The organism is Rhodococcus sp. 14-2483-1-2 (assembly GCF_002259405.1).
Classification (GTDB): domain Bacteria; phylum Actinomycetota; class Actinomycetes; order Mycobacteriales; family Mycobacteriaceae; genus Rhodococcoides.
Map to the genome: position 1 here is coordinate 118,211 of NZ_NPFW01000023.1, position 26,668 is coordinate 144,878.

Consider the following 26,668-nt stretch of genomic DNA (forward strand, 5'->3'; position numbering starts at 1 on the left):
CTGTTGCCCGTGTGCTCGGACACAACACCGGTTCTCGTTCACTTTGCACGCTAACATAGCTAGAAGCTAGGTCCTAGCTTTTGGCAAAAGAGGTGCTAGCTTTGATCAATCGACTCTATTGGAGGAACCGTGTCCAACCCGATGCAAGCGGTCGAAGACGAATCAAGCCTCACGGTGTCTCGGCACCGGCCGATCAGAGATCAGGTGGCCGACAATCTGCGGTCCGCGATTGTCAATATGCGTTTCACGCCGGGGCAGAGACTTGTGGAGCAGGAGCTGTGCGAGCTGACCGGAGCTTCCCGCGCATCGTTGCGGCAGGCACTTCGCGTACTGGAGGCCGAGGGCTTGATCGAAACCAAAAACGGGCTTGGCACCACCGTCGCCGTTCCTACCCGGGACCAAATCAAGGAGCTGTACGTGGTGCGCAGCCACCTCGAAGGGCTCGCGGTGCGATTGGCCACCGAACAGGCCGGAACCGAGACCGATCGCCGACTCACCGCCTGTCTAGCAGCAATGGAGGGTGCCCTACGCGCCGATGAACTCAACACAACTCTCCTCAAGGCGAAAGACGACTTTTACCGAATAGTGTTCGAGACCATTCGCAACACCACCCTCGAGCAGTACCTCGGCATGATCCACCGCCGCATTCCGCAGATGCGCGCAACGTCGATTCGTCGAGAAGGGCGCGGTGCGCAGGCGTACGCCGAGATGTGCGAGGTGGTCGACTCGATGCTTGCCCGTGATTCCGCTCGCGCTGAGCACTTCATCACGCTGCACGTCGACAACGCTGGCCGTGCAGCTCTGGGCGATGTTCCCTGAACGCGCCTCGATGATCGAGGGCGGCGAAGAAAGGATCGACATCGCCGAGCTTGCCGTCATCCTGCTGGCTGCATCAGTCGCAAGCTTGGCATGATGTATCCGGGCGGCGCGTAGATTCCCGCGATCGCGGGAGAGGAGAAGTAGTAGAACGTCTCCTCCTCGACAGGCACGAACCAAGCCTGCTCCTGCACGATTCGTGTGATGTTCTGAAACGATTGCTGCCGCTGGACTGCCTCCTGCGCGACGGCTTGTTCCCAGAGTTCCACGACGCGGTCGATTGAGTTCGCAAATGGATTTCGTCCTCCGTCGGGAAACGTCGTCGCTTGTATATCGACGGCTGCAGACTGCGATGTCGCGCGTCCTAGAATCATCGGCAAGTTTCCAGCCACCAGAGCATTGACGTACTCCTGAAGCGGGAGGGTCTCGATTCCCAGTTCGATTCCCACCTCCGCAAAGTATGCGGCGACCGCGCTTGCCACGTCGGCAAGGTCGGGAGTTGCAGTCAATGTGAGAGCAAGGCCGTCGGCGTATCCCGCAGCGGCGAGCAACGAGCGAGCCTTGTCCGGATCGAAACCGTAGACTCCCTCGAGGCGCGAATCGTATGCTTCGGTCTGCGAGCTGTACGGGACGCTCGTCGGGCGACCGGGTAGGACCGACGAGGCGATCGCCTCACGATCGATCGCAAAGTTCATGGCCTGACGCACCCGAAGGTCACCCAATGCGGGATTCGTCGTACCCGCAGAGTCCAGAACGGCCAGAAGCAAAGGGACGCCGGGTAGTTCATTGACCGTGAGGTCTGACGCTATTGCAGTTTCTACGTTTTCTGCTACCCCCCACACGAGGTCGAGCTGACCCGCTTGAAGTGCATTGAACGAAGCTTGACGGTCCGCCTGAATGTCGATGACGAGTGACTCGAAACCGACGGTATCGGCATTCCAGTAGTCGGGGTTTTTCTGGAAGGCGTAACGGACGTCGGTCGTGGATTGAGACGCGTCCAGCGTGTAGGGGCCAATGCCCGCCGGCGCTCCGACGAGAATCGAGGGATCGGCGATGGCTGCTGGACTGACCATCAAACCCGGTGCCTGACTGAGCAGACGCTCCAAGTCCGGCTGTGGCGTATCCAGAGTGAAGCTCACGCCGAGGTCGCCATCGGTTTCGATCCCGGTGATCGACGCCAACCTAGGTGCAAACCTATTGGAGGAGCTCTGGAAGCGCTCGATGTTTGCTTTGACGACATCGGCGTCGAGTTCCGCCCCGTCGGCAAATTTCACATTCGGCCGCACCGAGAGATTGAACTTCAAAGGGCCCTCCCATCCCCAACTTTCCGCTAGGCCCGGTACGTAACCCTCGGTACCTGATTGAAGGAGGCTGTCGTACGCGGCCTCCTCCAGCACGGTGTAACCGTCCCACGTCCATCCCACCGGATCCCACCCGCCCAATGGGCCGACGGTGATTGCAACGCGAAGTTCACCGTCGGCCGATCGACCGGACGCGCCCCCACACGCGGTGAGACCCGCGAGCATCACGATCGCAGCTGTACCCGCGATTGCTCTGACCAAATTTGTCATCGATTCCATCCCAACGTAGCGCGGAACCAGAACGCTAGCACCTAGCACCTAGGTGCTGCTACAGTAATTTCACGGGCCGGGACGTCGGACGTCTTCGCCTCGCTGGCGAGAGCCCGGAGGGGAGAAAAATGGACTCACTGTTGCGCGGTTTGAAGGTTCTGGATCTGACCCAATACTTGTCGGGACCGTTCGGGACACAGATCCTCGGTGACCTCGGCGCGGAAGTGTTCAAGGTGGAACCGCCCGTGGGAGATCTGTCACGGACAGTTCCTCCATACGAGGTGGCCGGCGTGAGCACTTACTACCTGGCTGTGAATCGAAACAAACTGGGTATGGTTCTCGATCTGAAGACCGAAGCAGGACGCGAAGCCATCCACAGCCTCGTCCCGCACGTCGACGTCGTGGTCGAGAATTTTCGGCCGGGGATTGCTGACCGGCTCGGCGTAGGTTGGGACGAGCTGCGCGCGCTCAATCCGCAGCTTGTGATGTGCTCGGTGAGTGGTTTTGGGCAAACCGGTCCGCTTCGCGATCTGCCAGCTTTCGACATGGTCGTACAGGGACTGGCCGGCGTCATGAGCCTCACAGGACACCCCGGCGAGCGGCCCGCTCGCACCGGAGTACCGATCGGCGACCTCGCAGCCGGCATGTACGGCGCGATCGGCCTGCTCGCCGGGGTTGTCAACGCGCGCACCACCGGTGTCGGCTCCCATGTCGATGTTGCAATGCTCGATTCCCAGATAGCAATGCTGTCCTACCTCGCCAGCGGCTACCTCGCGTCCGGCGAGATACCCGGGCGGCAGGGATCGGCGCATCAGAGCGTTCCCACGTACCGCACCTTTACCTGCGCCGACGGTGTAGATGTTGTGGTAACAGCGAACACCGATGGCATGTGGGTCAGTCTGTGCCTCGCCCTCGACCTAGGTGACATGGCAGCCGACCCACGGTTCGACACCCACGCGCAGCGGCTCGCGAATCGATCGACGCTTGAGCCGTTACTGGAGAAAGCCTTCGCGGGTATTCCCTCGAAAACGATCGTCGAGCGTCTTCTGGGCCGCGTCCCCGTCGCTCCGATAAACGACGTTGCGCATGCATTGGAAGATCCGCAGGCCGTTCATCGCGGCATGGTCGTAGACCTCGTCAGTGATGACGGCACCGTGGCCCGAAGCGTGGGCAACCCAGTCAAGGTCGGGGGGATCACCGATCCGGTTGCTTACCCTCCGGGACTCGGCGAACATACCGAGGACATCTTGCATCGCATCGCCGGGCTGGGCGCTGAGCGCATCCGCGAGCTCGCACAGGCGGGAGCTTTCGGGAAGGTGACGACAGATGTCTGAAATCGACTTGAACGCTATTGAAGCCATCGATGTGCACGTGCACGTACTGGCAGGCAGAGACGGCATTCCTCCTGTGTCTCGATTGAACAAGGATCAGAACCGTCGTTGGGAGTCATCGACCCGGATGACGGTCGATGCACTTGCCGCGCAATACCGCATGTGGAACATGGCTGCGGTCGTGTTTTCGGTCGATACTGAGGCACTGACGGGCGAGACACCTCTGGACAATCTCGAGATCATCGAGGACGCGCAGCGCCACGCGGATGTCCTGATTCCTTTCGCCAGCATCGATCCAGCACGCGGCCAGGCGGCTGTACGGTCCGCACGCTCGGCGATCGCGGCTGGGGCGAAAGGGTTCAAGTTTCATCCGAGCCTTCAATGCTTCTACCCGAACGACCGCGCCGCGTACCCGTTGTACGATGCGATCGCCGAGGCAGGACTGCCGAGCGTATTCCATTCCGGTCAAACCGGAGCCGGACGCACTCTGCCAGGTGGGGGTGGTGTGCGATTGAAGTACTCGCAGCCGTTGCATCTGGACGATGTGGCGGCAGACTTTCCGGATATGCCGATCATCATCGCGCATCCGTCGTTTCCCTGGCAGCAGGAGGCGCTTGCAGTGGCGCATCACAAGGAAAAGGTCTTCATCGACCTTTCTGGTTGGTCGCCGAAGTATTTCCCCGAGCAGCTCGTTCACTATGCGAACTCGCTGCTGAAGGACAAGGTACTTTTCGGCTCCGACTTCCCAGTGCTCACCCCACACCGCTGGATCTCGGATTACGACCAACGCGGCTTCAAACCCGAACTACGGCAGCGACATCTCAAGGACAATGCGGCTCGGTTACTGGGTATCGGGTCACCGTAGTTCTGGCACGGATGAGGGGTTCTGCGGTGGCGAAGAACCCCTCATCCGTGCTAGGTAAGGTCAGATCGCTTGGTGCAGATCCAGGTGGTTGCTGTTGTTTTTGTAGGGTGCCGGAGCCACTGTGGCGCGGATACGCTTTTCGGGATCACCGGGGTTTCCCCACGCCACTGTTACTTCCGTACCAATCTCGGACTGCGCCAGATCGATTGGACACAGAGACATCATACGGCGGTACCAGTACGAATATCCGCGAGAAGTGCTGACACCCACCGTGCGGCCGTCGATCTCGACCCTGTCTGCCCACATGAAGCCCTTCTGGTCACGTGGCATATCCATGAAGGTGTAGTTGTCCTCTCCCGGACGCAGAAGCGACGCGTAGACGTCGGCTACGTCTTCTCCATTCCACACAAGCGTGCGCAGTACACGTCGCGGCGTGGACTTCTCGGTGTACACCGCTTTCTCTCCAAGGAATCCGGAGCCGAGAACGACCTTTCCCCAACCGAGTTCGACTGGGCTGCGGTAGTACTCACTGATCTCTTCACCACGGAAGCTTCCCGCCACATAGGATGGGAGTGTGTTCGGGGGCATCGATGAGAGAAAGAAATCGAGGTATTCCTCGGTCTCGGGCTCGAAGATTGCAGGGATGTAGTCGGTAGCGATGGTCGGGTACGAGGCCTCGAGGTGGTTGATCAGTGCGACCCGTCCTCCCAGCTTGCGAATGCCGAATTCCTGTCCAGCATCGACAACCGCGTCGTAGATGTCTTGGCGAATCGAGGATGGTCCCTGCAGTTCGAATCCGACCTCGCCCGCCATGCCTTGGCGGAGCGCGTGAATGGTGTGGCCCGCGATCGTAATCGGAGCCACGCGCATGTACTTCGTCGCCAGGTATCCCTGCGACGGGTCGAGTTTTTGCAGCACTTTGACAGCATTCGGCCCTGAGACCTGGTAGATGAACCAGTCATCTTGCTCGACCGTCACGCGCAGCCCGGCACGCTCGGACTGAAAGCGCATCCAGAAACCGCCGCGACCGTGCAGCATGAACTCCTCGTCACCGAAGCGGGTCAGAATGCCCTCGTGAATGACCCTCCCATGCTGATCGGTGTGGATGACGTGCTTGGACTGACCGATATCGAAACGGGTGAAGTCGTTGACGGAGTATTTCGCGAACAGCGCGAGCACATCGGGTCCGCGGAACCAGTGCTGCCACAGAAACGACCAGTCGCCGATGTAACACGTCTGCTTCCACGAAACATTCTCATCCAGCCACGAGGTGTACTCCTGTTGGCCGAATCGACTCCAGGCGTATACCTCTGGGCCCGTGCGCATTGTGTCGACGGTGAACTTCGACATTCGAGATCCTCTCTTTGGCGTCCGGTGCGCAAACTGCGTTCGACCGGCGGCGTGCACACTGTCGGCCCGCCTTGCATCGAAACCCTACACGCAACCTAGGTGCTAGGTGCTAGGGTCGATCGTCAAGGCTGCGGTTGCCGGACCGGGCAATCCTTCGACGACGAGAGGCTTCGATGTCAACCCCCACACGAGGACCACAATGATCCGGGTCATCGCGCACCGGCTGTTCATCGCGGTGCCAATCTTGTTCATCGTGGCCAGCTTGACGTTTCTGCTGATTCAGTTCATTCCCGGCGACCCGGCGATCACTTTGCTCGGCCCAGATGCATCGGCGGCAGACTACGCGCGAGTTCGTACTCAACTCGGTCTCGATCAACCGATATTCACCCAGTACACCGCTTGGCTCGCCGACGCCGTCAGAGGAGATTTCGGTGAATCGCTACAAGCTCGTCAACCCGTAGCGGGTCTGATCGCCGACCGTCTACCGATCACTGTTTCTCTGGCAGTGCTGTCGATCGCGGTTACCACTGTGGTCGGCGTCGGCCTCGGGACAGCCGCAGCCCTCGTGCGAGGTCGATGGGCCCGCACAATCCAGATAGTTACTGTTATCGGCGCGTCGATCCCGAGCTTTTGGCTCGCGATCGTCCTTGTCGGAGTGGTGAGTGTGGGGTGGGGTCTTCTCCCCGCCGCGGGATATGTTGCTCCCGAACGCTCGGTCTCAGGATGGGCTACATCGCTGGTACTTCCGGTCGCTGCAATTGCCATCGCCGGAATCGCTGCCGTCGCGCGGCAAACGCGCGGTGCCGTCATCGACGTGCTCGGACGCGATTATGTTCGCACGATCCTTGCCACCGGCGCTTCTCCGGGCACGGTGTTGTTCAAGCACGTGCTCCGAAACGCCGCCATCCCGGTCACGACAACGCTTGGCTTTCAGTTCGTTCTGGTACTGAGTGGGGCAATAGTCATCGAACGCGTCTTCGCTCTCCCCGGAATCGGACAACTCATGATCTCGGCCATCGGCTCGCGAGACGTCGCGGTGGCTCAAGGAATAGTCGTTGTCACCGCCGGCCTGGTGGTCCTCGTGAATCTGGCTGTGGATCTTCTCAATGCACTTCTCAACCCCAAGATGAGGATCAGCTGATGGCCAAGCGAATCGACATCCCACCTACCGACTCTGCCTGGGCACCACTGATTCAGCTCGTACGCACCCCCGTCGGCGTACTGAGCCTCGCATGGCTGACCGTCGTCATCGTGCTAGCTCTTCTCGCACCGATTCTGCCGCTGGCTGACCCCCTTCAACAAGACCTGAGCCGCACCCTCCAACTCCCCAGTACGGCAAATCTTCTCGGCACCGACGCCCTCGGCCGCGACGTACTCGCACGCATCGTATTTGGAGCCAGGCCGGCTCTGTCCGGGGCCGCGACGGCAACGCTTATCGCACTCGCGCTCGGTGGCACCATCGGGGTTCTTACGGGATGGGCCGGCGGCCGCTGGGCGGCAACGGGAAGCAGGCTGGCAGACCTGCTTTTCGCTTTGCCCGCAATTGTCATCCTGCTCGCCTTTGCGGCGATTCTCGGACGCGATGTCTCCGTGTCGATGATCGTCTACGGAATCCTCGCCTCCGCCTTCTTCGTTCGCCTCGCGCAGTCGGCAACCACCGCCGTCCGTCACGAGCTCTTCGTGGACGCGGCACGCGTGTCCGGCGTGCCGCGATCGCGAATCCTCATTTCCGAGATCCTGCCCAACGTCGCGGGACCACTCATCATCCAGACAAGTCTCACGTTCGGCGCGGCTCTGCTCATCATGGCGAGCCTGGGATTTCTCGGCCTCGGGGCACCGCCACCTGCCCCTGATTGGGGATCGATGATCGCCGACGCGACAAAGCAGATCTTCGTCAATCCCTGGTTCCTGTTACCTACAGGGGTTGTCCTTGCTCTGACAATTATCGCGGCCAATGTGCTCGGTGACATCGTCCGTGATGGAGACGAGCGAAGCCGTCCTGTAAACCACCTCTTCCGAGCGCGTGACACCGCTCCCCTGCCCTCCACAAGAGAAGGCTCTGATGCGCTACTGACCGTCGATGATCTTCATGTCAACTTCCCCGACACAGGTGACGTGGTACGCGGGGTGTCCTTCCACGTAGGCCGCGGAGAGGTAGTGGGTCTGGTCGGAGAATCCGGATCCGGAAAGACAATGACTGCCCTATCGATCATCGGTCTGCTTCCAGATCCAGGACACATCTCGGACGGTGGACTGTCGTTCGACGGCACCGAATTGGTGGGCATGAGCGAGAAACAGCGTCGAGCGATAACGGGGTCCGACATTGCGGTGATCTCACAAGAGCCGATGTCCGCACTCGATCCGAGTTATACGGTCCGCTCGCACCTGATTCCGGCGATTCGGCGCCACCGCAACGTATCCCGAAAAGACGCAGTCGACATTGCCCGTCAGCTTCTGGCAGACGTGGGCTTGCCCGACCCCGATGCGGTTCTCCGCCGGTACCCGTTCGAACTATCGGGTGGGATGGCCCAGCGGGTAGCTATTGCACTCGCACTCACCGGTTCTCCGCAGCTTCTCATCGCCGACGAACCCACCACTGCCCTCGACGTGACCGTACAGGCAGGCGTTCTCGACCTCCTGCGCTCACTGCAGATCGAACGGGGAATGTCGATCCTCTTCGTCACACACGACCTCGGTGTCGTGGCGGATATCTGCGAACGGGTCTACGTCATGAAGGGCGGAGAGATCGTCGAATCGGGCGTGGTCACCGAGATCTTTACACGCCCGCGGGCCGAATACACGCAAGCTCTCATCGCCGCAACACCGGATCTACAAAAAGACATCTCGATGCCCCCCACCACCATGCAGGAAGCAATCACATGAAAGAAGTCCTCAGCGTCGACGACATCGGGGTGACCTACCCTGCACGCGGATGGCGACGACCGCCCAACATCGCTGTCGAGGCAGTAAATCTCGAGGTCAGCCACGGCGAAACCCTGGCCTTGGTCGGCGAATCCGGATCGGGCAAATCGACAATCGGCCGAGCTGTACTCGGACTCACGCCACTGTCCAAAGGCCGAATAGTTCTCGACGGGGTAGACGTCTCGCATCGTCGAGACCGCCAAAAATCGGCGCGGAGCGTGCAGGCAATTTTTCAGGACCCCTACGGTTCCCTGAACCCACGCCGCCAAATCGGCCACACCTTGTTAGGCCCCCTCCATGCCGCCGGCGAACTCGACCACGCCGCCGCTGTCCACCGCGTTCTGGCCTTACTTGCACAGGTCGGTCTGCCCGCCGACACGATGACTCGTTATCCCGCGCAGTTCTCGGGGGGACAGCGACAACGAATTGCCATTGCACGCGCGCTCAGTGTCCGCCCGAAACTCATTGTCTGCGACGAGCCGACCAGTGCGCTGGACGTGTCTACCCAGGCCGTCGTGCTGCAGCTACTCTCACAGCTCCAGCGCGAGACCAACGTTGGATATCTGTTCATCACCCACGACCTGGCGGTGGTACGGCAGTTTGCAGACCGCGTGATCGTGCTGCGTCGCGGCCAGATCGTCGAGCAGGGACCACCGTCGCGGATATGTGATGATCCCCAGCATCCCTACACCCGGGCCCTCGTCGCCGCCGCGCCTGTACCCGACCCTGCCCGCCAGCGCATACGACGTGAAGCTCGTGCCGAGCTGATCAGCTCGGCAACACAGAAAGGAATCTGATGCTACAGCTCGCCGAGGTCACGTTTGTAACATCGTTCGATCCAGACACCCGGCCCGGCCACAGAGAATGGATCACCCAACAGGTGACAGATGGCCGAATACTATTCTCCGGTGTGCTTCCGGCCAGTGACGGCGGCTCACCCGTCGGACTGTTGCTTCTGGCAACAGGGTCGATCGACGCTGCGCGGACCCTCCTTGAGTCCGATCCGATGGTCGCATCGGGGCAAGTCGAGATGCGCATCGTCGATTTCGAACCCCACGTGTGCTCGGCAAACCTCAGGACACTGCTCGGCCAAGATGTGGCCAGCCTTCCCACGCGCTGTTGACCGTCTGATCTCGGGCCCGACGGAATTTGCGGGCCCGAGACCAGTCAGAAGACCACAGTGCTGTTGGCGTGGCGAATGACCCGATCCTCGCAGTGCCACGCCACCGCCCGGGACAGAACCTGCCGTTCGATATCAGCACCTCGACGCGTGAGCGTCGCGGTGGTATCTGCGTGCGTAGCCCGTGCGACATCCTGTTCGATGATCGGCCCCTCATCGAGATCCTGCGTTACGTAATGGGCAGTTGCCCCAACAAGCTTGACTCCACGCGCCTTTGCTTTCGCATATGGCCCGGCGCCGATGAACGCGGGCAAAAACGAATGATGGATGTTGATGACAGGAACGCCGACGCTCGCGAGAAATGATCCCGAGATGATCTGCATGTAGCGCGCCAGCACAATCAAGTCGACCTGGCCTTTGAGCAGTTCCAGGTGTCGATCCTCGACGCGTCGTTTGTCACCGTCGATCACCGGTACGTAGTGGAAGGGAATTCCGAAAGCATGTACATCGTCCGCAAGTACCGGATGGTTCGAGATCACCATCGGAACGTCCATCGGAATTTCGTCACGTCGCTGACGCCACAATAGATCGAGAAGGCAATGGTCGGTTGTGGATGCCAGAATTGCGACCCGTTTGCGGCGCGCGGCAGCCGAGAGCGACCAGGTCGCATCGTAGCGAGCCGCAACGACGCCGATCGCCTCCCGAACCTCGTCCTCCCGCTGTCCGAGACCCGGCAAGTCGAATTCGGTACGTTGGAAGAAGGTGCCCCCTCGCGGATCGGTCGTGTGCTGAGCCAATCCGACAATATTTGCCGAAAGTTCGCTCAGAGCACCAGAAATCGCTGCGACGATCCCCGGTCCGTCCGGGCTTGTGACGAGCAACCTCGCCCGATCGGCGACAGGAGACGCCGAAGCCCGGGTCCGCGTGTAGGCCTCAGTGGTGGTCATCCGGGTTCCTTAAAGTTGGGCGCGGTCACAGTTCGATGACGAGACGAGGAGTGTTGGAGCGGGAAACGCAAATCATCAGGTAGTCGTTTGCATCTCGCTCCTCGGTGGTGAGGATGGAATCGCGATGATCAGCGATTCCATCGACAATGCGGGTCTCACATGTTCCGCACGTGCCTTCGCGGCAGGAGTACGGGGCCGGCACTCCAGCTTTTTCGGCGACATCGAGGATGGATTCACCCGATGGCACGGTCAGCCGCAAACCGGAAACGGTGAGCTCGACCTCGAAGGGTGCACCTGCTTCATCCAGAGCATTTCGATCTCTAGGGGCAAACCGCTCGACGTGCAACGAGACCCGGGCACCGTCGGCGACCGCTGACTCCAAGCCCTCGAGGAGGCTCTCGGGCCCGCACGCGTAAACATAGGTGCCGGGTGCATCGTGACCGAGGAGTTCGGCTAGATCGCGGCGCTCCGTTTCATCGGAGGCCAATATTTCTACCCGGTCACCGGTTTCGTCGAGCGTGGCCAGCTCGTCCAGATAGGCCATCGTTTTGCGCGAACGGCCTAGATAGGTCAGCCGCCAACCTGCCCCCGCTGATTGCAAATGCGAAGCCATCGCCAGTATCGGCGTAATCCCGACCCCACCGGCGACAAGATGATACGCAGGTGCCGACTCGGCGAGACCGAAGTTGTTGCGTGGCCCATTGACCACGAGCTCGTCGCCCCTGTGCACTCGGTCGTGCAGCCATTCCGAGCCACCACGTCCGTCGGGCTCGCGTAGGACAGCAAACCGGTAGGTCCTTGGTTCGGTGGGGTTACCGCACAACGAATACTGCCTTTCGGAACCGTCGGGAATGTGCACGTCGATGTGCGCACCCGGATCCCAACTCGGCAACGATTCGCCTGATGCGCTCTCCACTACGAATTCCGCCACCGTTGCCGACACCATACGACGCGAAACTACTCGCACACGATACGACGAAGCCGTTGCTGTGCCCTCGGTCATCCGTGCGCCGCCAACCGTGCAGCCTCTGCCAGTATCGGCGATGCGTGCGCCTGGACCACGTATTCGGTGACCGTCGGATGCGTGACGATGTACAGGCGTTCGTCATGCAGCGCATCGACTACTACCGACGCCACTGCCTCCGGAGAAATCGCGTCGTCCCTGCGATCGCGGATAGCCGCCATTACTTCGTCACGAAGAGGATTGGCGACGGTACCCGGAATATCGCTGGGACGGTTGCGTTCAGCCTCATCCATTCGAGTTCGAACCGATCCGGGCACGAGCACCGACACTCGGACGTCGCTTCCCTCAGCGCGCAGCTCGGCGTCCAAGGTTTCACTGAGGGTAATGATGGCACCCTTCGACACTGCGTACGGGGCCATCGCTGGGGATGCACCCATCAGACCCGACAACGACGAGGTATTCACGATATGGCCACCGCCGCTTCGGCGCAGAATCGGTAGAAAGGTCGTGCAACCGTTCAATACGCCGCCGAAGTTGACTCCAAGCACCCAACGCCACGTTGCCGGTGAGATGTCCTCGATTCGGCCCCCGCTCTCCACCCCGGCGTTGTTGCACAGAACATGTACCGAGCCGAAGCGCTGCACAGCCGCGATGGCAAGCGCCTGCACCGATTCTGGGTCCGAAACGTCGCACCGCTCAGCCGATACCGCGTCACCGCCGTCGAGAAGTGCCACCGCCTGCTCCAGTGCGCCGATCTCGATATCGGCGATCACGACTTTCATGCCCTCGTCGAGAAATGCCCGCGCAAGGGCCAAGCCGATTCCGCTGGCACCTCCGGTCACGACTGCCACTTTGCCGCTTAGTTCTACCATTGTGTCCTGTTCCTTGTTCTGCGTGCGTGCTCGGGCTCAGCGACTTAGACGAGCGCGATATCCAGCCTTTCGACCTCGTTGCCGTGCGGGTATGAAGTGATTTTCAGGTCGTGTCGAAGGTGAGCGTTGGGATACCGGGTTACCAGAGCACGGACGGTTTCTTGCATCTCCAGACGGGCAAGATGCTGGCCAAGGCAGTTGAAATTTCCTCCACCGAACTGAAGCGCGCGGTATCCCTTACGGTCCAAACGAAATTCGTCCGGGGCTTCCAGGACTGCTGGGTCGCGCTGGGCTGAGGCGATGGATACGAAGACAATTTTGCCCGCGTCGAGCACGTGGCCTTCGACTTCGACGTCCTCTGCTGTCATCCGCAGCAAGGTGTTAAGACGAGGAGCTAAGCGGATTGCCTCTTCGACTGCCGCTGGAATCAGCGATGGATCAGCGACGAGCTGCTGCCAGACGTCACGTCGCTGCAACAGCGTTCCAATCGCAATACCCATTTGATGAACGGTGTTGTCAATACTTGCCAAGAGCAAGCCGACCGCATTGAGCAACATCTCACGCTCCGTCAGCTTGCCGTCGATTTCCTGCCGGATCATGTGAGATGTGAAGTCGTCGCCCAGGTTCTCTCGACGTTTCGATATGTGCTCTTCAACAAGTGCATACGTCTCGTACAGTGCGTCGATCGCCTCCTGTCGACGAGACGTATCGCGCGTCATGAGCGGACCCTGAGTGCTTTCCGATAGTCGCGCCGCCGTGGGCGCGAGACTGTACGGTGCCGAAACCAGATCGCAGTACATACGTGAAGGGATCCTCCACACGATCTCTTCCATGGCATCAACGCTTTGCCGGTCGCCAAGTTCGTCGAACACACCAGCAACAAGGCCGCGTACTCGATCGCCGAAGCGGGCAACCTGCGCTGGCCTCATCATCCCCGCGTACATGACCCGAAGTCGCGTACGCAACTGTCCGTCCGTCGCGGGCATCAGCACTTCCCAGTCGGAGCGGGAAGGTGATCCCTCGGTAATGCCGATATCGTCGAGACGGGCCTTGAACGTCGAAGCCTTGTCGAACTTGTCACTGTTGAGCGCCAAGTGAGCGGCTTCGTAACCCAGGATCTCGTAGCCGCGGTCACTGATCGCGAGTGGGCTGCTGCGCCCCAGAGCTTTCACATCGTCGATCGAGGTCGTATAGCCCTCGATCCGAGGCAACGGTGTGCTCGTATGTGTCATGTGAAGACTCCTTGTTCTAGGTGGGCGGTTCGATTCGAGCTTGCGAGCACCGGAATCGCGGATGTCAATGTGCCCAATTTCTGCACGACTACTCGAACGGGAGGATCTCGCCTTGAAGCAAAGTCTGCGAACTACTGTCCGTCCTGGGTTGTCTCGCATTTGTAATTTAAACGTACGCGATGTCGACCAGGCTAGCACCTAGGTGCTAGCATGTCTATCACTCATTCATAGGTCTGTCGTCGGCAGCTCGAACTACGTCGCGGACCGAGCGCATGATGCAGCTGTGCTGGCGACGGAATGGACACCGCCGAGACAGATTGCAGCGGCGAGTCATCGATCAGTTCGATGTCGTCGCCTCTTACACGGCTGGTTGCATGACCTACGTGCCGAGACCGACGAGACCGGCGGGGTGTGCGTCGCCGATGCTGCTTCGAGGGCATGTGCACCAATGGCTCCGGGATACGTACCACCCGTCACTCCTGACCTGCTCAAGCTGGCCGAGAACGCCGGCGACGAGGTCCCCCTCTAGGTTGCGGCCGCAGGACCGAAGGCGGTCTGGGGTGACGCCGCGGTGTGGGTGCCCGAGGCGCTCTGGTGGGCCTACGGCGACCTCGACCGCCTGGCCGATCACTATCGGGCCATGGCCGCCCATCTGACCTCGATCGAACCGCTGCTCTCCGACGCCGGAACCTGGGACGACAGCCCCCAACTCGGAGACTGGCTCGACCCGACAGCTCCCCCGGAGGACCCGATGGCCGCCGCCGCAGACCCCAGTGCGCTCGCGAGGCCCACGAATTCGACCGTCCGGTCCAACACGTTGTGTGTCGTCACTACGTCGCCGTTGAGCACCGTCACCAGGTCCGCGGCCCCAATTCCCCGAAAGTCACTCTCGCGCAGGCCACTTTGTGCGCATTCGTTTCGGTCGTCACGATCCGTGGCACGAATCGCAGCGGTGAGATGAAGCGCAGAGATGGCGAATGATGGACCGAATCGACGACGGCAGAATGACATTCGCGAGGGGGCCTGATGCCATGACGACGCTGCGAGCGAACACCGGTTCGCGGTCGTCGATCGTGATCTCCCACAGCGATGAATCCTCGTGCCAGGTCAGATCCGCAACGTTGTGCCCGAAGCGGAAGTAGCCCGTCAACTCGAACCTGTCGATCATCGAGTCGACGTACCCGAGGATCTCTTCACTGCCGGAGTAGGTGTGCGACCAGTCCGGATTCGGCGCGAAACTGTAGGAGTAGAGCCGCGATGGGATGTCGCACGCTGCACCGGGATACGTGTTGTCGCGCCACGTTCCGCCGGGCCTGGTGCCTCGTTCGAGAATGACGAAGTCGCGAATACTTCGCTGGGTCAACCGGACAGCGGCACCGATACCAGCGAACCCGCCGCCGATCACCGCGACGGAGACCACGTCACGCCCGCTCATGCGACGGGCTCGTAGGTCAGTTCCTTCGACCAGGTGGGCTGAGCCCGGAGCAGGCGTTTGGGGTACTTGGCTGTCATGACGACCATTGCGTCTGCAAGGCGGTGGTACCGATGGGCGCGATCGATGACGACCGATCCGTGCCAGCTGATGAAGCGGTACATGGGTAGGCGTTTGGGGAAGGGTGTGCGCTCACCGACCTTCTTGAATCGCTTCATGGCGGTGTAGAGACGTTCCTCGTCCACGCCCATCTCGACGATGTTGTCGCGCATCTTGTTCAGCAGCGGAATGTAGCGCAGAGTGCCGATGATCAACGACGGATACGCCCACGCGCCGAGCCTACTCACCGGGGTGAAAGCCCGAGGCTAGTCGGGATCGAACCGACTCTGTGCGGATTTCGAGCCCTAGAAGTGGATTAACGTGAACGTCTTTGAACTCGATAATTGTTTATTTGCAACGCCTTCCGTGCATCGCCGTCCGGTCCAGTCCATGCACGATCGTATCGACCTGTGACACTCTCGTGACACCGAGCTTCGCCTGGTCCGGTTTGACCGGACGGGCGTGAACCGTGCACGCAGCGACGGATCTTCACGGACCGAGTGCGCCGTCGTGCGCGCTGACGATCTGCGGATTCAATGGCACCAGAAAGTTTCGGTATGAAAACCAGATCGAACTAGACCAGCCGAGTTGGCCATGGAACTGATTGCCCGCGGGCATCACCCAAGGGTGCGGAGACGAACGCGCTCCCTCAAATCGCCAACGGTGCGTTTTCCAATAAGCCCGCCTTGTATGCCAACACCACGGCAGAAAGTCTTTTTTTCGCGCCGAGTTTGTGCAGAATGTGCTCCATGTGGGTATTGACCGTGCTCCTGGACAGATGCAGGGCCGCGCCGATTTCGGCGTTCGTCTGACCTTCGGTGAGGCAACGCAGAATGTCTACCTCCCGCGGTGTCAGATGCATTCTCGAACGCAACTCGAGGGCACACACTGTGGAAACTGCAACTTGCGCGATCTCTGCGACGAAGCTTTTGAGCCACGGCAAGAAAGTCTGTTCAACGATGCTGATGTGCAGTACTGCAACAGTCCGACCGCTGTTGTTCGTAAGCGCTACGGATGCACCTTCGTGAAAGCCTGCCGGAACCAGTACCCGTTCGGCGGAGAATGTACTCCGATATGCCGGTATGTCGGCCCACGTGAGCAGCTGGCCGGGATGCTCGTAGACGATTTGCATGCCCGGGTCCTCGCACGCGAACTGTCCGAGCAGGTAGTCCATCGTCGACTGTTGGTAGCCGGCGGACGCAACCATCCGATGGTCGCGTCCGACGTCTACCAATACCACTGCCACAGCGCATGATTCGACTTCGTTCGCAACGTACCGAATCAGACCGTCGAGCCTCCCGGCGGGATCCGCACTGGTCAGCGCCGAGAGCGTGTCGGCACCGTGGAACGTCATCAACTAAGGATATACGCCGTGTTCCCCTGGGGGTCAGCTTTGTGTTACAGGTGCGGTAACAACTACAGCGTGGGGTGTCGGTCGGCCCACGGTCGTACCTTCTCGAAGTTGGCGGCTGCCCGCAGCACAGCTGCATCGGCGTGCAGTCGGCCCGAGATCTGTAGACCCACCGGACGCCCATCCGACGTGAAGCCGGCGGGAACGGTGATCGCCGGAGTTGTGATCATGTTGAACGGGTATGTCAGTAGCCATCCGAGAAGTTGCGAGCGGAGCGAGGCACCGTCGAGGAATGTAGGAGCGAATTGCTCGAGTGTGAATGTTGCCTCGCTCAGTGTCGGTGACACGAGCAAGTCGTAATCTTGCATGAACGCCGAGAACGTGTCCCACATTGCGCCGCGGAAAAGGTCGGCACGACCGACGTCGACGCCCGTCAATCGCTCACCCTCGCGCATCAACTCGATCAAGTTGTCGTCGACTTGCCCCTGCCATTCGTCCCAGTCGATGAGATCGTGCTCGGCAGCGAAGCCTGGAACCCAAATGCCGTTCCACATCGCTTCCTCCGGATTACCCCAGGCCGGAGTGGCTTCCTCTACGTGGGCACCGAGTTCCTCGAAAGCCTGGACTGCAGTACGACAGATCGAGAGCACTTCTGGATCGACCGTGGCGAATCCGAGATCGGGTGACCAGGCGATACGCCAGCCCTCGATTCCCTTGCGGGTTTCGGCGAGGTAGTTGGTGGTCGAGTCAGGCAGAGAGAGCGGATCGGACTCGTCCGGTCCTGCTACGACATCGAGCATGAGTGCGTTGTCGGCCACGGTACGAGTGATCGGGCCGTGATAAGCCCAGTGATAGTAGCGGCCGGCGAGAATCGTCTGGGGGATTCGGCCGGTCGACGGCTTCAGGCCGACAACGCCGCACAATGCTGCAGGAATGCGCACCGATCCGGCTCCATCGCTGCCCTCGGCGAGCGGACCGAGTCCCGCTGCGACGGCTGCCGCCGCGCCACCGCTCGACCCGCCCGCGCTGAAACCGTGCTTCCACGGGTTGTGCGTGGGGCCGTACAGGTGGTTGTCCGTTCCGCCGTAGTACCCGCTTTCCGGAGTGTTGGTCTTACCCAGGAAGAGGCCGCCGGCGTCACGCATCCGCTGGACAATCGCAGCGTCGTGGTCGGAAATGTTGTCCTTCAGCGGGATCATGCCGAATGTCAGGGCACGTCCCTTGACTGCTGTGAGGTCCTTGATCGTGAACGGGACGCCGTGCAACGGGCCGACTTCGCGAGATCGGGTCGAGGCGTCGACGAGAGCTCGCGCATCGGACATCACTTGGTCTGCGTCGAAATCCACGATTGCGTTCACGGCCGGATTCACATCTTCGACCCTCTTGACGAAGTATTCGGCAACCTCGACAGGCGACAGCTCACCCGAGCGTGTCTGTTCTGCCATCTTTTCAGCTGTGAGCCAGGACAATTCGTGATCTGCCATCAGTTCTCCTAGTGCGTCGACACGGGCTTCGTGTCGAAAACACTACGAGGCAATCGAACTCAGGGATATCGGTGAACTTACCGATATGACGGGCTGTTCGGCGGTCCCGGAACCCTGTCAGACCAGCAGCGGGGCCAACTGCCTGGCTGCCTCGATCATCGTCGGAACGCACCGGCGAAGCGCGGGCTCGTGCACCGCACTGCCTGATAGTGCGAGGCCGGCAAACAACGAACCTGTGGCGCTCCGTAACGGTACTGCGACACAGGCTGTATCGGAGGTGATCTCACCCGTTTGATGTGAGGAGCCGTCCGCGCGGACTGCACTGAGCGATGCTACCAACTCACTGCGGGACACGATCGTCTCCCGTGTGAGGGCGGTCAGGCCGGTTGCCGGCACCAAGGACATCGGGTCGTCCTTCTCAGCGAGGAGCAGCTTGCCGAGAGCACTTGCGTGCAGGTGCCGATTGAGGAACGACTCGTCGTGCTGCAGTGGATACTCCGGATCTTCGTTCGCAATACGAATCGTCGAATTCGTGTAATAGGCCAGGTGGACGCCGAACCGGACGGTGAGTCTGAATTCCGCAAGAAGCTCTCTGGCTGCCGTGCACACCGTCGGAGCGACGGCCGCATCGATCAGCACTCCGATCTTGTGGCCGAGTGCAAATCCGGAAAGGTCCGGCAGACGCACGACGTAGCCCTCCCCGGCGAGTATGTTGAGCAGTCGATAGGTTGTAGCCGAGGGTAAGTCGAGCTGTGCAGCAACAGTTTTGGCTGTGATACCGGCACCGCCTCTGGCCACTACCTCGAGCACCCGCAATGCGCTCTGCACCGCCTTCGGTTGACGACCGGAGAACGAACTGTCGCCACTCATTTCCGTACCTCCCAGGGGCGGTACCGAGAGACGATGTCTTCGGCGATGGTCTCGTCGTACACCCCGACTCGGTCGAGCACGCCACGCTCGACACGGGACCGCAGAAAGACGACGCAGAAGCCGACAGCCATCAGAGCCAGGTACACAACGGAGCCGCCGCCCGCGGAGTAACTCGGCGACGCAGTCGCCCACACCACCACCACTCCCATCGACGCCGCAACCCCTACCGAAACGAGGATCGGTACGAGCGTCAATTCGCCGATTCTGCGCAGGAAGCACGGTGCCGCCACACACACCAATATGTAGGCAACGACATAGCCATGTGCAGAGACCGTCAACAATCCCAGCATGACATCCCTCGTCGACGCCGCGAACAGTTGATACACCACCGGCACCGCGACAATGACCGGCATGACCACGATCAGAGCGACATGGGGGGTATGAAAACGAGGGTGCGTGCGTCCTAAACGCGCGGGTGCAACGCCTTCGCGTCCCATCGCGAACAGTATTCGCGACAAGGCTGTCGTCGATCCCAGAACGCAAGCAAACCACGAGGCCGTGATCCCGAGTTCCATGACCACAGACAGGAACCCTGCCGCGCTTCCGGACGAATCCGGCAGTGTCAGGACGATTGCCAACATCTCGTTCTGCTGTACAGGTGCCGAGAGTTGGGCACCTGCCGCCCCCACATACAGAACCCCGAGCGCAACGGGCGTCCACTTGATCGCACGCGGCACCGCAGTGAGGGGATTGCGAGCTTCCCGGGCCACCGTTCCCGCACTCTCGAAACCCACGAACGATGTGATTGCAAGCAATACGACGAAACCGATACGTGATACCCCGCCGTCGCCTGGCTGCGACTCTGCAGTGGCCGGCGGCACACCGAGTGTCTGGACGAAGACCACGGCGAGAACCACCGTCGCAACCACAATTGCGAACACTTCTACAGCGAGTGTGATCCGGGTCGAGAACCGAACGCCTCGGACCATCAGAATCAACGCTAGTGATCCGACCACAACCGCCAGGACCGCCACCGTCGCAGCGCCTTTCGGTAGGCCGATCCGTGCCAGAAGCACAGTCGCGTAGCTCGCTGCTCCGATAACGCTTGCCATGGCTGCTGCGGCATAGCCGATAGCAGACGACACTCCCGCTCCGAAGCCTGGTACAGCTCCGAGTCCCTTCGCGACATAGCTGTACAGCCCGCTCACCGCGACCATGCGTTGGGCGAACTGTCCGACGCAGTACCCCACCATGGTCATGAGCAGGGCAGCCGCGACGAAGACCGCAATCGTTGCTCCGCCCGCGTCAGGAATGACCAGCGCCGGGAGGGTCACCATCACCGCTGACGGTGCGACCGCCGACACCGATTGCGCTAGCACCTGGGCAAACGTCAGGCGAGCGCGACCGAGACCGGCGACCGGCGAACTGGTCCGCACAGGCGGTGGTTCGGTCACTCTGCACCTCATTCCGGATCGGATTCGACGGTACTTTCGATGCTGCACGATAGCCCTCCAGCCGTCGCCGAACGTGCAAACTGGGTGAACGCTGAGTTCACCCGAATGGGAATACGTCATTGTTCGAGCGAGCGGTCCGGGCAGGCTATCGCCCAGAATTATCGGCTGACGTGCCCATTGTGTGCACATCGAAATGAGAATGCGCACGAAAGTCGAATGAGAATCTGCTCCGCGGCAAATACTCACTACGAATTTTCCGTGACCCGCGCCACAGCCTGTCCTACTCTCGAATCCGGGACGCCTCTCGAGCCACGCCAGTACACCTCAAGGGCGCACGGCCCCAGCATCATTCGCAATCGATGGCAAGGACATTCATGACTGCAGTAATCAGCTCGCCAACCGAGCTCCGCTCGGACGTGCAGAACTTCATCGCAACGCCCAAGCAGATGTTCATCGACGGACAATGGGTCGACGCCGCGTCGGGCCAGACGTTCGAGACGATCAATCCTGCTACCGGACAGGTCATTACGACGGTTCCACATGGCCGAACCGAGGATGTCGATCGCGCCGTCTTAGCAGCTCGCCGCGCGTTCGACTCCGGTGAGTGGCGGCGGGTCACACCCGCGCAGCGTCAGCGGTTGCTGTGGAAGATCGGCCAGGGCATCCTGGATCGGGCCGAGCAGTTCGCTCAGCTCGAATCGATCGACAACGGTAAGTCCGTCGCGGTCGCTCAGGCAGTCGATGTCACGTGGGCGGCCGAAATCTTCTTCTATTACGCCGGGTGGGCGACGAAGATCGAGGGGCGCACAATTCCGGTGTCCGTCCCCTGGGCACCGGGCGGCCGGTTCCATGCTTACACCCTTCGCGAGCCGATCGGGGTGTGCGCGCAGATCGTTCCCTGGAACTTCCCATTGGTCATGGCCGCCTTCAAGGTTGCGCCCGGTTTGACATGCGGAAACACACTCGTACTCAAGCCTGCAGAACAGACGCCGCTGAGCGCGCTTCTTCTGGCCGAGGTCATCGCGGAAGTCGGTCTACCCGACGGCGTATTCAATGTCGTCACCGGTTTCGGCGACGCCGGAGCCGCGCTGTCCCACCACCAAGACGTGGACAAGGTCGCCTTCACGGGCTCGACAGAGGTCGGCAAGAAGATTGTTCAGGCCGCATCGGGAAACCTGAAGAAGGTCTCGTTGGAGTTGGGGGGAAAGAGCCCTCAGGTCATCTTCGCCGACGCGGATCTGGAAGCAGCCATTCCCGGAGTGGCCAGCGGATTCTTGTTCAACCACGGGCAGGCCTGCACCGCTGGAACGCGCCTGCTGATCGAGGACCGAATCTTCGACGAGTTCACCGAGGGCATTGCCGATTTCGCCCGATCGCAGAAGATCGGTCCAGGGATGGACCCGACCAACGACATCGGCCCACTCATCTCGGAGGAACAACTCGGGAAGGTCACCGGTTACATCGACGCAGGTCTTGCCGACGGCGCTCGAGCGCTCACCGGCGGAAAAAGGTACGGCGATCAAGGCTTCTACGTCGAGCCCACATTATTGGTGGACGTGACAAGCGATTTCAGCGTGTACCAGGAAGAGATCTTCGGACCGGTTGCCGTCGCAGTTCCGTTCTCGCCCAGCGAGGGTGTGCGGGCCGCAGCGAACGACACTCCGTACGGGTTGGCGGCGAGTGTGTGGACACGCGATGTGTCCAAGGCACACGATGTAGCCGCAGAGATCAAAGCCGGAACGGTGTGGATCAACTGCCACAACGCCTTCGACACCGCGCTGCCCTTCGGCGGGTACAAGCAGTCCGGCTGGGGCCGTGAACTCGGCGAGGGCGCGATCGGCGAATACACCCAGGGCAAGTCGGTGAATATCGCGCTCTGAGACGGTGCGCGTGGGTGACGTTACGGACGCCTCTCTACGAATGAGAATTCGTCACCCACCGCTCCCGTTCGCTGTCGAGTAACTGTGACGCGTCGGCAACTGCTGCGACCAATCTGCCGTCCACTCTTGCTGTATACGCCCACCTCTCCTCGAAAGTTGCGAGAACACCATGACAACAACATCTTCCGCCGCAGGGCGCACCACCCCGGACGGTGGCAAGCCGACGTTGAGCGGCACACTCGGACCAGGTGCCATCGTCTTCATGGTCGTGGCCGCCGCCGCCCCGTTGACCGTCATCGCCGGCACCGTGCCGTTGGGCATTGCGGTCGGAAACGGTGCAGCGTACCCGGCGTCGTACGTCGTGTGCACGGTCATCCTTCTGCTGTTCGCCGTCGGTTTCACGACGATGGCGAAGCACGTGTCGGGCGCAGGAGCGTTCTACACCTACATCACCCAGGGGCTCGGTCGTCACACCGGTTTGGGCTCTGCATTCCTCGCACTTCTCTCCTACACGGCAGTGCAGGGCGCGGTGTACGGCTACATGGGTGCGGCGATCAACGACTTCGTCACCACGCACGGCGGACCCGAGATCCCCTGGTACGCCTACGCCATTACCGTCATGGCAATTGTGGCCACCCTCGGCTACCGCCATATCGACCTGTCGGGCAAAATTCTCGGCGTTCTGTTGATCTGCGAGGTCGGCGTCGTGCTGGTCATCGACGCTGCCGTCATAGCTCGTGGTGGCGGCGACACCGGACTGTCGACAGCCGCCCTGAGCCCGAGCCAATTCTTCTCCGGCGCACCGGGAATTGCCTTGATATTCGCCATCGCCGGCTACATCGGATTCGAGGCGACGGCCGTCTTCCGCGACGAAGCCCGTGACCCCGCTCGCACGATCCCGAGGGCCACCTACATGGCGCTGATCATCATCGGTGTGTTCTACGCCGTCTCGAGTTGGGCGATGGTCAGCGCCTGGGGCGACGATGGGGCCGTCGCGATTGCCGGCGAAAACCCCGAGGGAATGATCACCGAAACTGCCACTCTCTACATCGGCGCAGTGGGAGGTGACCTCGTTCAGATCTTTCTCATCTCCAGCCTGTTCGCCGCGCTGCTCGCATTCCACAACGTGCTCAGTCGCTACATCTTCTCTCTGGCGAACAGCTCCGCTTTACCCGCTCGATGCGGACGTGCCCACGTCAAGCACTCCTCCCCCTACATCGCATCCGTCGTGCAGACCGTGTCCGCTCTCGTCCTCGTAATTGCCTCCGCGCTCGCCGGGCTCGACCCCGTCACCGAAGTGTTCGCCTGGTTCGCAGGCGTGTCCTCGGTAGGGATCGTAGCTCTGATGACAATCACCTCCGTCGCAGTTCTCGTCTATTTCCGCCGCACCCACGTCGACACACGCCCATGGAACACCCTCGTCGCCCCCTTACTGGGTCTCGTCGGACTCGCCGCTCTTCTGTTCATGACCGTTGTCAACCTGCCGCTGCTGGTCGGCGGCTCCACCACACTCGCTGCCCTCATAGGCGTGCTTCTCGTCGGAGTGTTCCTCGGCGGCATCGCCGTCGCGGTTCTTCGTCCGCACGCTGCATCTACCCATAACACCGAAGAGAAGGAAGCCTCACGATGACATTGCTCGATTCCGGGACCGTTCGACGAACTGTCACGCATCCCCTGAGCGCTCTGACCGCCGACGAAATCACCACTGCACGAGCTATTTTGGTAGAGGCGGGATTGGTGAATCCGAGTACTCAGTTCGTGTATCTTGCTCTCGATGACCCAGAAAAGTCCGTGGTTCATGCGTTCGAGGCCGGGTCCGACATCGAAAGGCGTGTCCGGGCGTTGCTTCTCGATCGCGCCACCGGAATCGGAACCGACAACATCGTCTCGGTCACCACCGGTGAGATCGTCACGACCACCAGACTCGATGCCGCGAAAGACGGGCACGTACCCATTCTCGATGCCGAGTTCGAGGACATAGAGTCGTTCATGCTCGACAGCGCCGAGTGGCTCGCTGCGATGAACACGCGATCGCTCGATCCGTCGAAGGTCCGCGCTGTCCCCCTCTCGGCCGGCGTGTTCGGTCACGAGGACGAAGTCGGCCATCGCATCGTCCGGGTATTGGCCTTCTATCAAGGAGACGAGGCCGACCTGCCCTGGGCGCACCCCATCGACGGCGTCGTGGCCTACGTCGACCTGACCGAACGCAAGGTGGTCAAGGTAGTCGACGATGTTGTACTACCGGTTCCGGCCGAACGCGGTGAGTGGAACGCAGAGCCGCACGCTTCCCCCACCCGCACCGACCTCAAGCCGATCGAAATCACCCAACCCGAGGGCGCGAGCTTCTCCGTCGTCGGTAACGAAATCACCTGGGCAGACTGGAAGTTCAAGTTCGGTTTCGACGTGCGGGAAGGGTTGACGCTGCATCAGCTCTCGTTCAACGATGGCGGCACCGAGCGCCCCGTGATCTACCGTGCCTCCATCGCCGAGATGGTCGTTCCCTACGCCGATCCCTCTCCGGTGCGATACTGGCAGAACTACTTCGATCAGGGTGAATACCTGTTCGGCCGCTACACCAACGCACTGGAATTGGGGTGTGACTGCCTCGGCGAGATCCAGTACTTCGATGTCACCGTTGCCGACGAATCCGGGCATCCCAAGGTCATGAAGAACGCCATCTGTTTGCACGAGGAAGACTACGGAATCCTCTGGAAGCACACCGACCTTTTCAACGGCATGGCCGAGACGAGACGCTCACGCAGACTTGTCATCTCGTTCTTTCTGACCATCGGCAACTACGACTACGGCTTCTACTGGTACCTCTACCTCGACGGCACCATCGAACTCGAAGCCAAGGCCACCGGAATCGTCTTCACCTCCGCCTATCGCGGTGAGGACGGGTTCTCGACCGAGATGGCGCCCGGACTCGGCGCACCGTTCCACCAGCATCTGTTCTCGGCGAGACTGGACATGGAGGTCGACGGGCAGTCAAACACCGTCACCGAGGTCGATGCCGTGCCGATTGCCATGGGCCCGAACAATCCATGGGGCAACGCATTCCGCGCGCAGAAGACGAAGATCACCAGCGAGAGCAACGGGCAGCGCATGGCCGACAATTCGAAGGCCCGCGTCTGGCACATCACCAACCCGGAGAAACAGAACAGACTCGGCCAGGACGTCGGATACGCACTGCATCCGGAAGGCCAACCGGTCATGCTCGCCGATGCATCCAGCTCCATCGCATCTCGCGCCGCGTTCGCAACCAAACACCTGTGGGTGACCCAGTACGACAAGAAGGAACGCTATCCCGCAGGCGATTTCGTCAATCAGCATCCAGGAAACAGCGGCTTGCCCGCCTACGTGGCGGGCGACCGAGACGTAGAAGGCAAAGACGTGGTGCTCTGGCACACCTTCGGTCTTACGCACTTTCCGCGTCCGGAAGACTGGCCGGTCATGCCGGTCGACTACGCCGGCTTCAAGCTCAAGCCGGTCGGCTTCTTCGACCGGAATCCAACCCTGAACGCGCCGGCCTCGGCGTCGAAGCACTGCTGCTCCGACGACTGACATGACCATCACGATGCCCACCCGCTTCGCCCTCTGGATGGGGCGGGCGGGTGCGTTCCTCGCACTACTGTCAGCGACCGTTCACGTGGCAGGGATGATCGGGCATAGCACCCTGCACGTGGTGGTCACTCTGATCATGGCAGCGGGATGCGTCTACTGCGCATCACACCTGTGGTCGCGGCCCAGCCCACGTGACTGGGCTGCGGTCGCTGCGATGAGCGTCGCCATGATTGCTCTACATCAGAATGTGGGTGTTGCTGGCTCACACGCGGGACACCAAGGACCGATTGTGCCGATGGAGATGTCGATGTCCGTGAATGCACCTGCTAGTACGGCAGCGCTGGCGCTGGCAGTAGCGGAGGCCGTGTTGGCCACGACGGTGCTGTTCGTGACGACCAGATCGAGGCAGATCGTGTAGCGCAGTTCAAGCAGTGAGTGCGGCAACAAGAGCACCGTGAAGGACTGGTCCGCCAACTCGTATCTCAAGAATTCCTTGATCGTCGGGAAGCCGGCGTTCTCATCCATATCGCCAGTTCGGCGTATA

The 26,668-nt window shown here is 60.9% G+C and carries 22 protein-coding genes and 2 pseudogenes; 12 read left to right on the forward strand and 12 right to left on the reverse strand.

Going from position 1 to position 26,668, the window contains the following annotated elements; translation table 11 throughout:
• Positions 1-129: 129 nt before the first annotated feature.
• On the forward strand, positions 130-819 hold the full coding sequence (locus CH295_RS25940; RefSeq protein ID WP_141217089.1) for a GntR family transcriptional regulator: 690 nt from the start codon (positions 130-132) through the stop codon (positions 817-819).
• Positions 820-875: 56 nt separating this feature from the next.
• Here the strand turns inward: CH295_RS25940 and CH295_RS25945 are convergent, their stop codons facing one another.
• Positions 876-2,387, reverse strand: a complete 1,512-nt coding sequence (locus CH295_RS25945; RefSeq protein ID WP_170946085.1) for an ABC transporter substrate-binding protein — start codon at positions 2,385-2,387, stop codon at positions 876-878.
• A 128-nt stretch (positions 2,388-2,515) separates the two neighbouring features.
• On the opposite strand from CH295_RS25945, the gene CH295_RS25950 reads away from it, so the two are divergent.
• Both CH295_RS25950 and CH295_RS25955 read left to right on the forward strand, forming a co-directional pair.
• Positions 2,516-3,721 carry a CaiB/BaiF CoA transferase family protein gene (locus tag CH295_RS25950; RefSeq protein ID WP_094742333.1) on the forward strand — a complete coding sequence of 402 codons (1,206 nt, stop codon included), beginning with the start codon at positions 2,516-2,518 and terminating at the stop codon, positions 3,719-3,721.
• Positions 3,714-4,583, forward strand: a complete 870-nt coding sequence (locus CH295_RS25955) for an amidohydrolase family protein (protein ID WP_094742334.1) — start codon at positions 3,714-3,716, stop codon at positions 4,581-4,583. Before CH295_RS25950 ends, CH295_RS25955 begins: the two co-directional genes overlap by 8 nt.
• A 60-nt stretch (positions 4,584-4,643) precedes the next feature.
• Here CH295_RS25955 and CH295_RS25960 read toward each other — a convergent pair whose 3' ends face one another.
• Positions 4,644-5,933, reverse strand: a complete 1,290-nt coding sequence (locus CH295_RS25960; protein ID WP_212556218.1) for an aminomethyltransferase family protein — start codon at positions 5,931-5,933, stop codon at positions 4,644-4,646.
• A 199-nt stretch (positions 5,934-6,132) separates the two neighbouring features.
• Between CH295_RS25960 and CH295_RS25965 the strand changes: the two genes are divergently transcribed.
• From CH295_RS25965 to CH295_RS28540, 4 genes are read left to right on the forward strand one after another with little or no spacing between them, the layout of a single operon-like run.
• The gene (locus CH295_RS25965) at positions 6,133-7,074 is read left to right on the forward strand and encodes an ABC transporter permease (RefSeq protein WP_094742335.1); all 942 of its coding nucleotides are present in this window, start codon (positions 6,133-6,135) and stop codon (positions 7,072-7,074) included.
• Positions 7,074-8,816: a dipeptide/oligopeptide/nickel ABC transporter permease/ATP-binding protein gene (locus CH295_RS25970; protein ID WP_094742336.1), complete on the forward strand. Its 1,743-nt coding sequence runs from the start codon at positions 7,074-7,076 to the stop codon at positions 8,814-8,816. The genes CH295_RS25965 and CH295_RS25970 overlap by 1 nt, the downstream gene beginning before the upstream one ends.
• Positions 8,813-9,652, forward strand: a complete 840-nt coding sequence (locus CH295_RS25975; protein ID WP_094742337.1) for an ABC transporter ATP-binding protein — start codon at positions 8,813-8,815, stop codon at positions 9,650-9,652. The genes CH295_RS25970 and CH295_RS25975 overlap by 4 nt, the downstream gene beginning before the upstream one ends.
• Entirely contained in the window at positions 9,652-9,978 is a 327-nt protein-coding gene (locus tag CH295_RS28540) for a YciI family protein (protein ID WP_094742338.1), read from the forward strand. The genes CH295_RS25975 and CH295_RS28540 overlap by 1 nt, the downstream gene beginning before the upstream one ends.
• Positions 9,979-10,022: 44 nt before the next feature.
• Here the strand turns inward: CH295_RS28540 and purU are convergent, their stop codons facing one another.
• The 4 genes from purU to CH295_RS26000 are packed head-to-tail and all read right to left on the reverse strand — an operon-like array spanning position 10,023 to position 13,990.
• Positions 10,023-10,922, reverse strand: a complete 900-nt coding sequence (gene purU, locus CH295_RS25985) for a formyltetrahydrofolate deformylase (RefSeq protein WP_094742339.1) — start codon at positions 10,920-10,922, stop codon at positions 10,023-10,025.
• Between the two features lie 25 nt (positions 10,923-10,947).
• Positions 10,948-11,868, reverse strand: a complete 921-nt coding sequence (locus CH295_RS25990; protein WP_252342193.1) for a PDR/VanB family oxidoreductase — start codon at positions 11,866-11,868, stop codon at positions 10,948-10,950.
• 53 nt (positions 11,869-11,921) lie between these two features.
• Positions 11,922-12,758, reverse strand: a complete 837-nt coding sequence (locus CH295_RS25995; RefSeq protein WP_094742341.1) for an SDR family NAD(P)-dependent oxidoreductase — start codon at positions 12,756-12,758, stop codon at positions 11,922-11,924.
• Positions 12,759-12,802: 44 nt separating this feature from the next.
• Positions 12,803-13,990, reverse strand: coding sequence for a cytochrome P450 (locus tag CH295_RS26000; protein ID WP_170946086.1), 1,188 nt, complete (start codon positions 13,988-13,990; stop codon positions 12,803-12,805).
• 577 nt (positions 13,991-14,567) lie between these two features.
• Here CH295_RS26000 and CH295_RS28545 point away from each other — a divergent pair.
• The gene (locus tag CH295_RS28545; RefSeq protein WP_353955499.1) at positions 14,568-14,951 is read left to right on the forward strand and encodes an alpha-L-rhamnosidase-related protein; all 384 of its coding nucleotides are present in this window, start codon (positions 14,568-14,570) and stop codon (positions 14,949-14,951) included.
• A 36-nt stretch (positions 14,952-14,987) separates the two neighbouring features.
• Here the strand turns inward: CH295_RS28545 and CH295_RS26010 are convergent.
• The 6 genes and pseudogenes from CH295_RS26010 to CH295_RS26035 all read right to left on the reverse strand — a co-directional run.
• Positions 14,988-15,425 (reverse strand): annotated as a pseudogene (locus CH295_RS26010) (NAD(P)-binding protein); the annotation flags it as partial.
• A pseudogene (locus tag CH295_RS26015) lies at positions 15,422-15,769 on the reverse strand (ferritin-like domain-containing protein); the annotation flags it as partial. The pseudogenes CH295_RS26010 and CH295_RS26015, both read right to left, overlap by 4 nt.
• A gap of 401 nt (positions 15,770-16,170) precedes the next feature.
• A complete protein-coding gene (locus tag CH295_RS26020; protein ID WP_170946087.1) occupies positions 16,171-16,653 on the reverse strand; it encodes a response regulator transcription factor in 483 nt (160 codons plus the stop codon).
• A gap of 284 nt (positions 16,654-16,937) precedes the next feature.
• Positions 16,938-18,356 (reverse strand): amidase, encoded by a 1,419-nt coding sequence (locus CH295_RS26025; protein ID WP_094742346.1) that lies wholly within the window; start codon positions 18,354-18,356, stop codon positions 16,938-16,940.
• Positions 18,357-18,473: 117 nt separating this feature from the next.
• Positions 18,474-19,226: an IclR family transcriptional regulator gene (locus tag CH295_RS26030; protein WP_094742347.1), complete on the reverse strand. Its 753-nt coding sequence runs from the start codon at positions 19,224-19,226 to the stop codon at positions 18,474-18,476.
• Positions 19,223-20,680, reverse strand: a complete 1,458-nt coding sequence (locus CH295_RS26035) for an APC family permease (protein WP_252342195.1) — start codon at positions 20,678-20,680, stop codon at positions 19,223-19,225. The genes CH295_RS26030 and CH295_RS26035 overlap by 4 nt, the downstream gene beginning before the upstream one ends.
• 374 nt (positions 20,681-21,054) lie before the next feature.
• Here CH295_RS26035 and CH295_RS26040 point away from each other — a divergent pair, with 374 nt between their 5' ends.
• The 4 genes from CH295_RS26040 (at position 21,055) to CH295_RS26055 (ending at position 26,542) form a co-directional block, all read left to right on the forward strand.
• Positions 21,055-22,560 carry an aldehyde dehydrogenase family protein gene (locus tag CH295_RS26040; protein WP_094742349.1) on the forward strand — a complete coding sequence of 502 codons (1,506 nt, stop codon included), beginning with the start codon at positions 21,055-21,057 and terminating at the stop codon, positions 22,558-22,560.
• 169 nt (positions 22,561-22,729) lie between these two features.
• A complete protein-coding gene (locus CH295_RS26045) occupies positions 22,730-24,190 on the forward strand; it encodes an APC family permease (RefSeq protein WP_094742350.1) in 1,461 nt (486 codons plus the stop codon).
• On the forward strand, positions 24,187-26,124 hold the full coding sequence (locus tag CH295_RS26050) for a primary-amine oxidase (RefSeq protein ID WP_094742351.1): 1,938 nt from the start codon (positions 24,187-24,189) through the stop codon (positions 26,122-26,124). The genes CH295_RS26045 and CH295_RS26050 overlap by 4 nt, the downstream gene beginning before the upstream one ends.
• A gap of 1 nt (position 26,125) precedes the next feature.
• Complete coding sequence (locus tag CH295_RS26055) at positions 26,126-26,542, forward strand: hypothetical protein (protein WP_094742352.1); 417 nt, start codon at positions 26,126-26,128, stop codon at positions 26,540-26,542.
• The last annotated feature ends 126 nt before the right edge of the window (positions 26,543-26,668 follow it).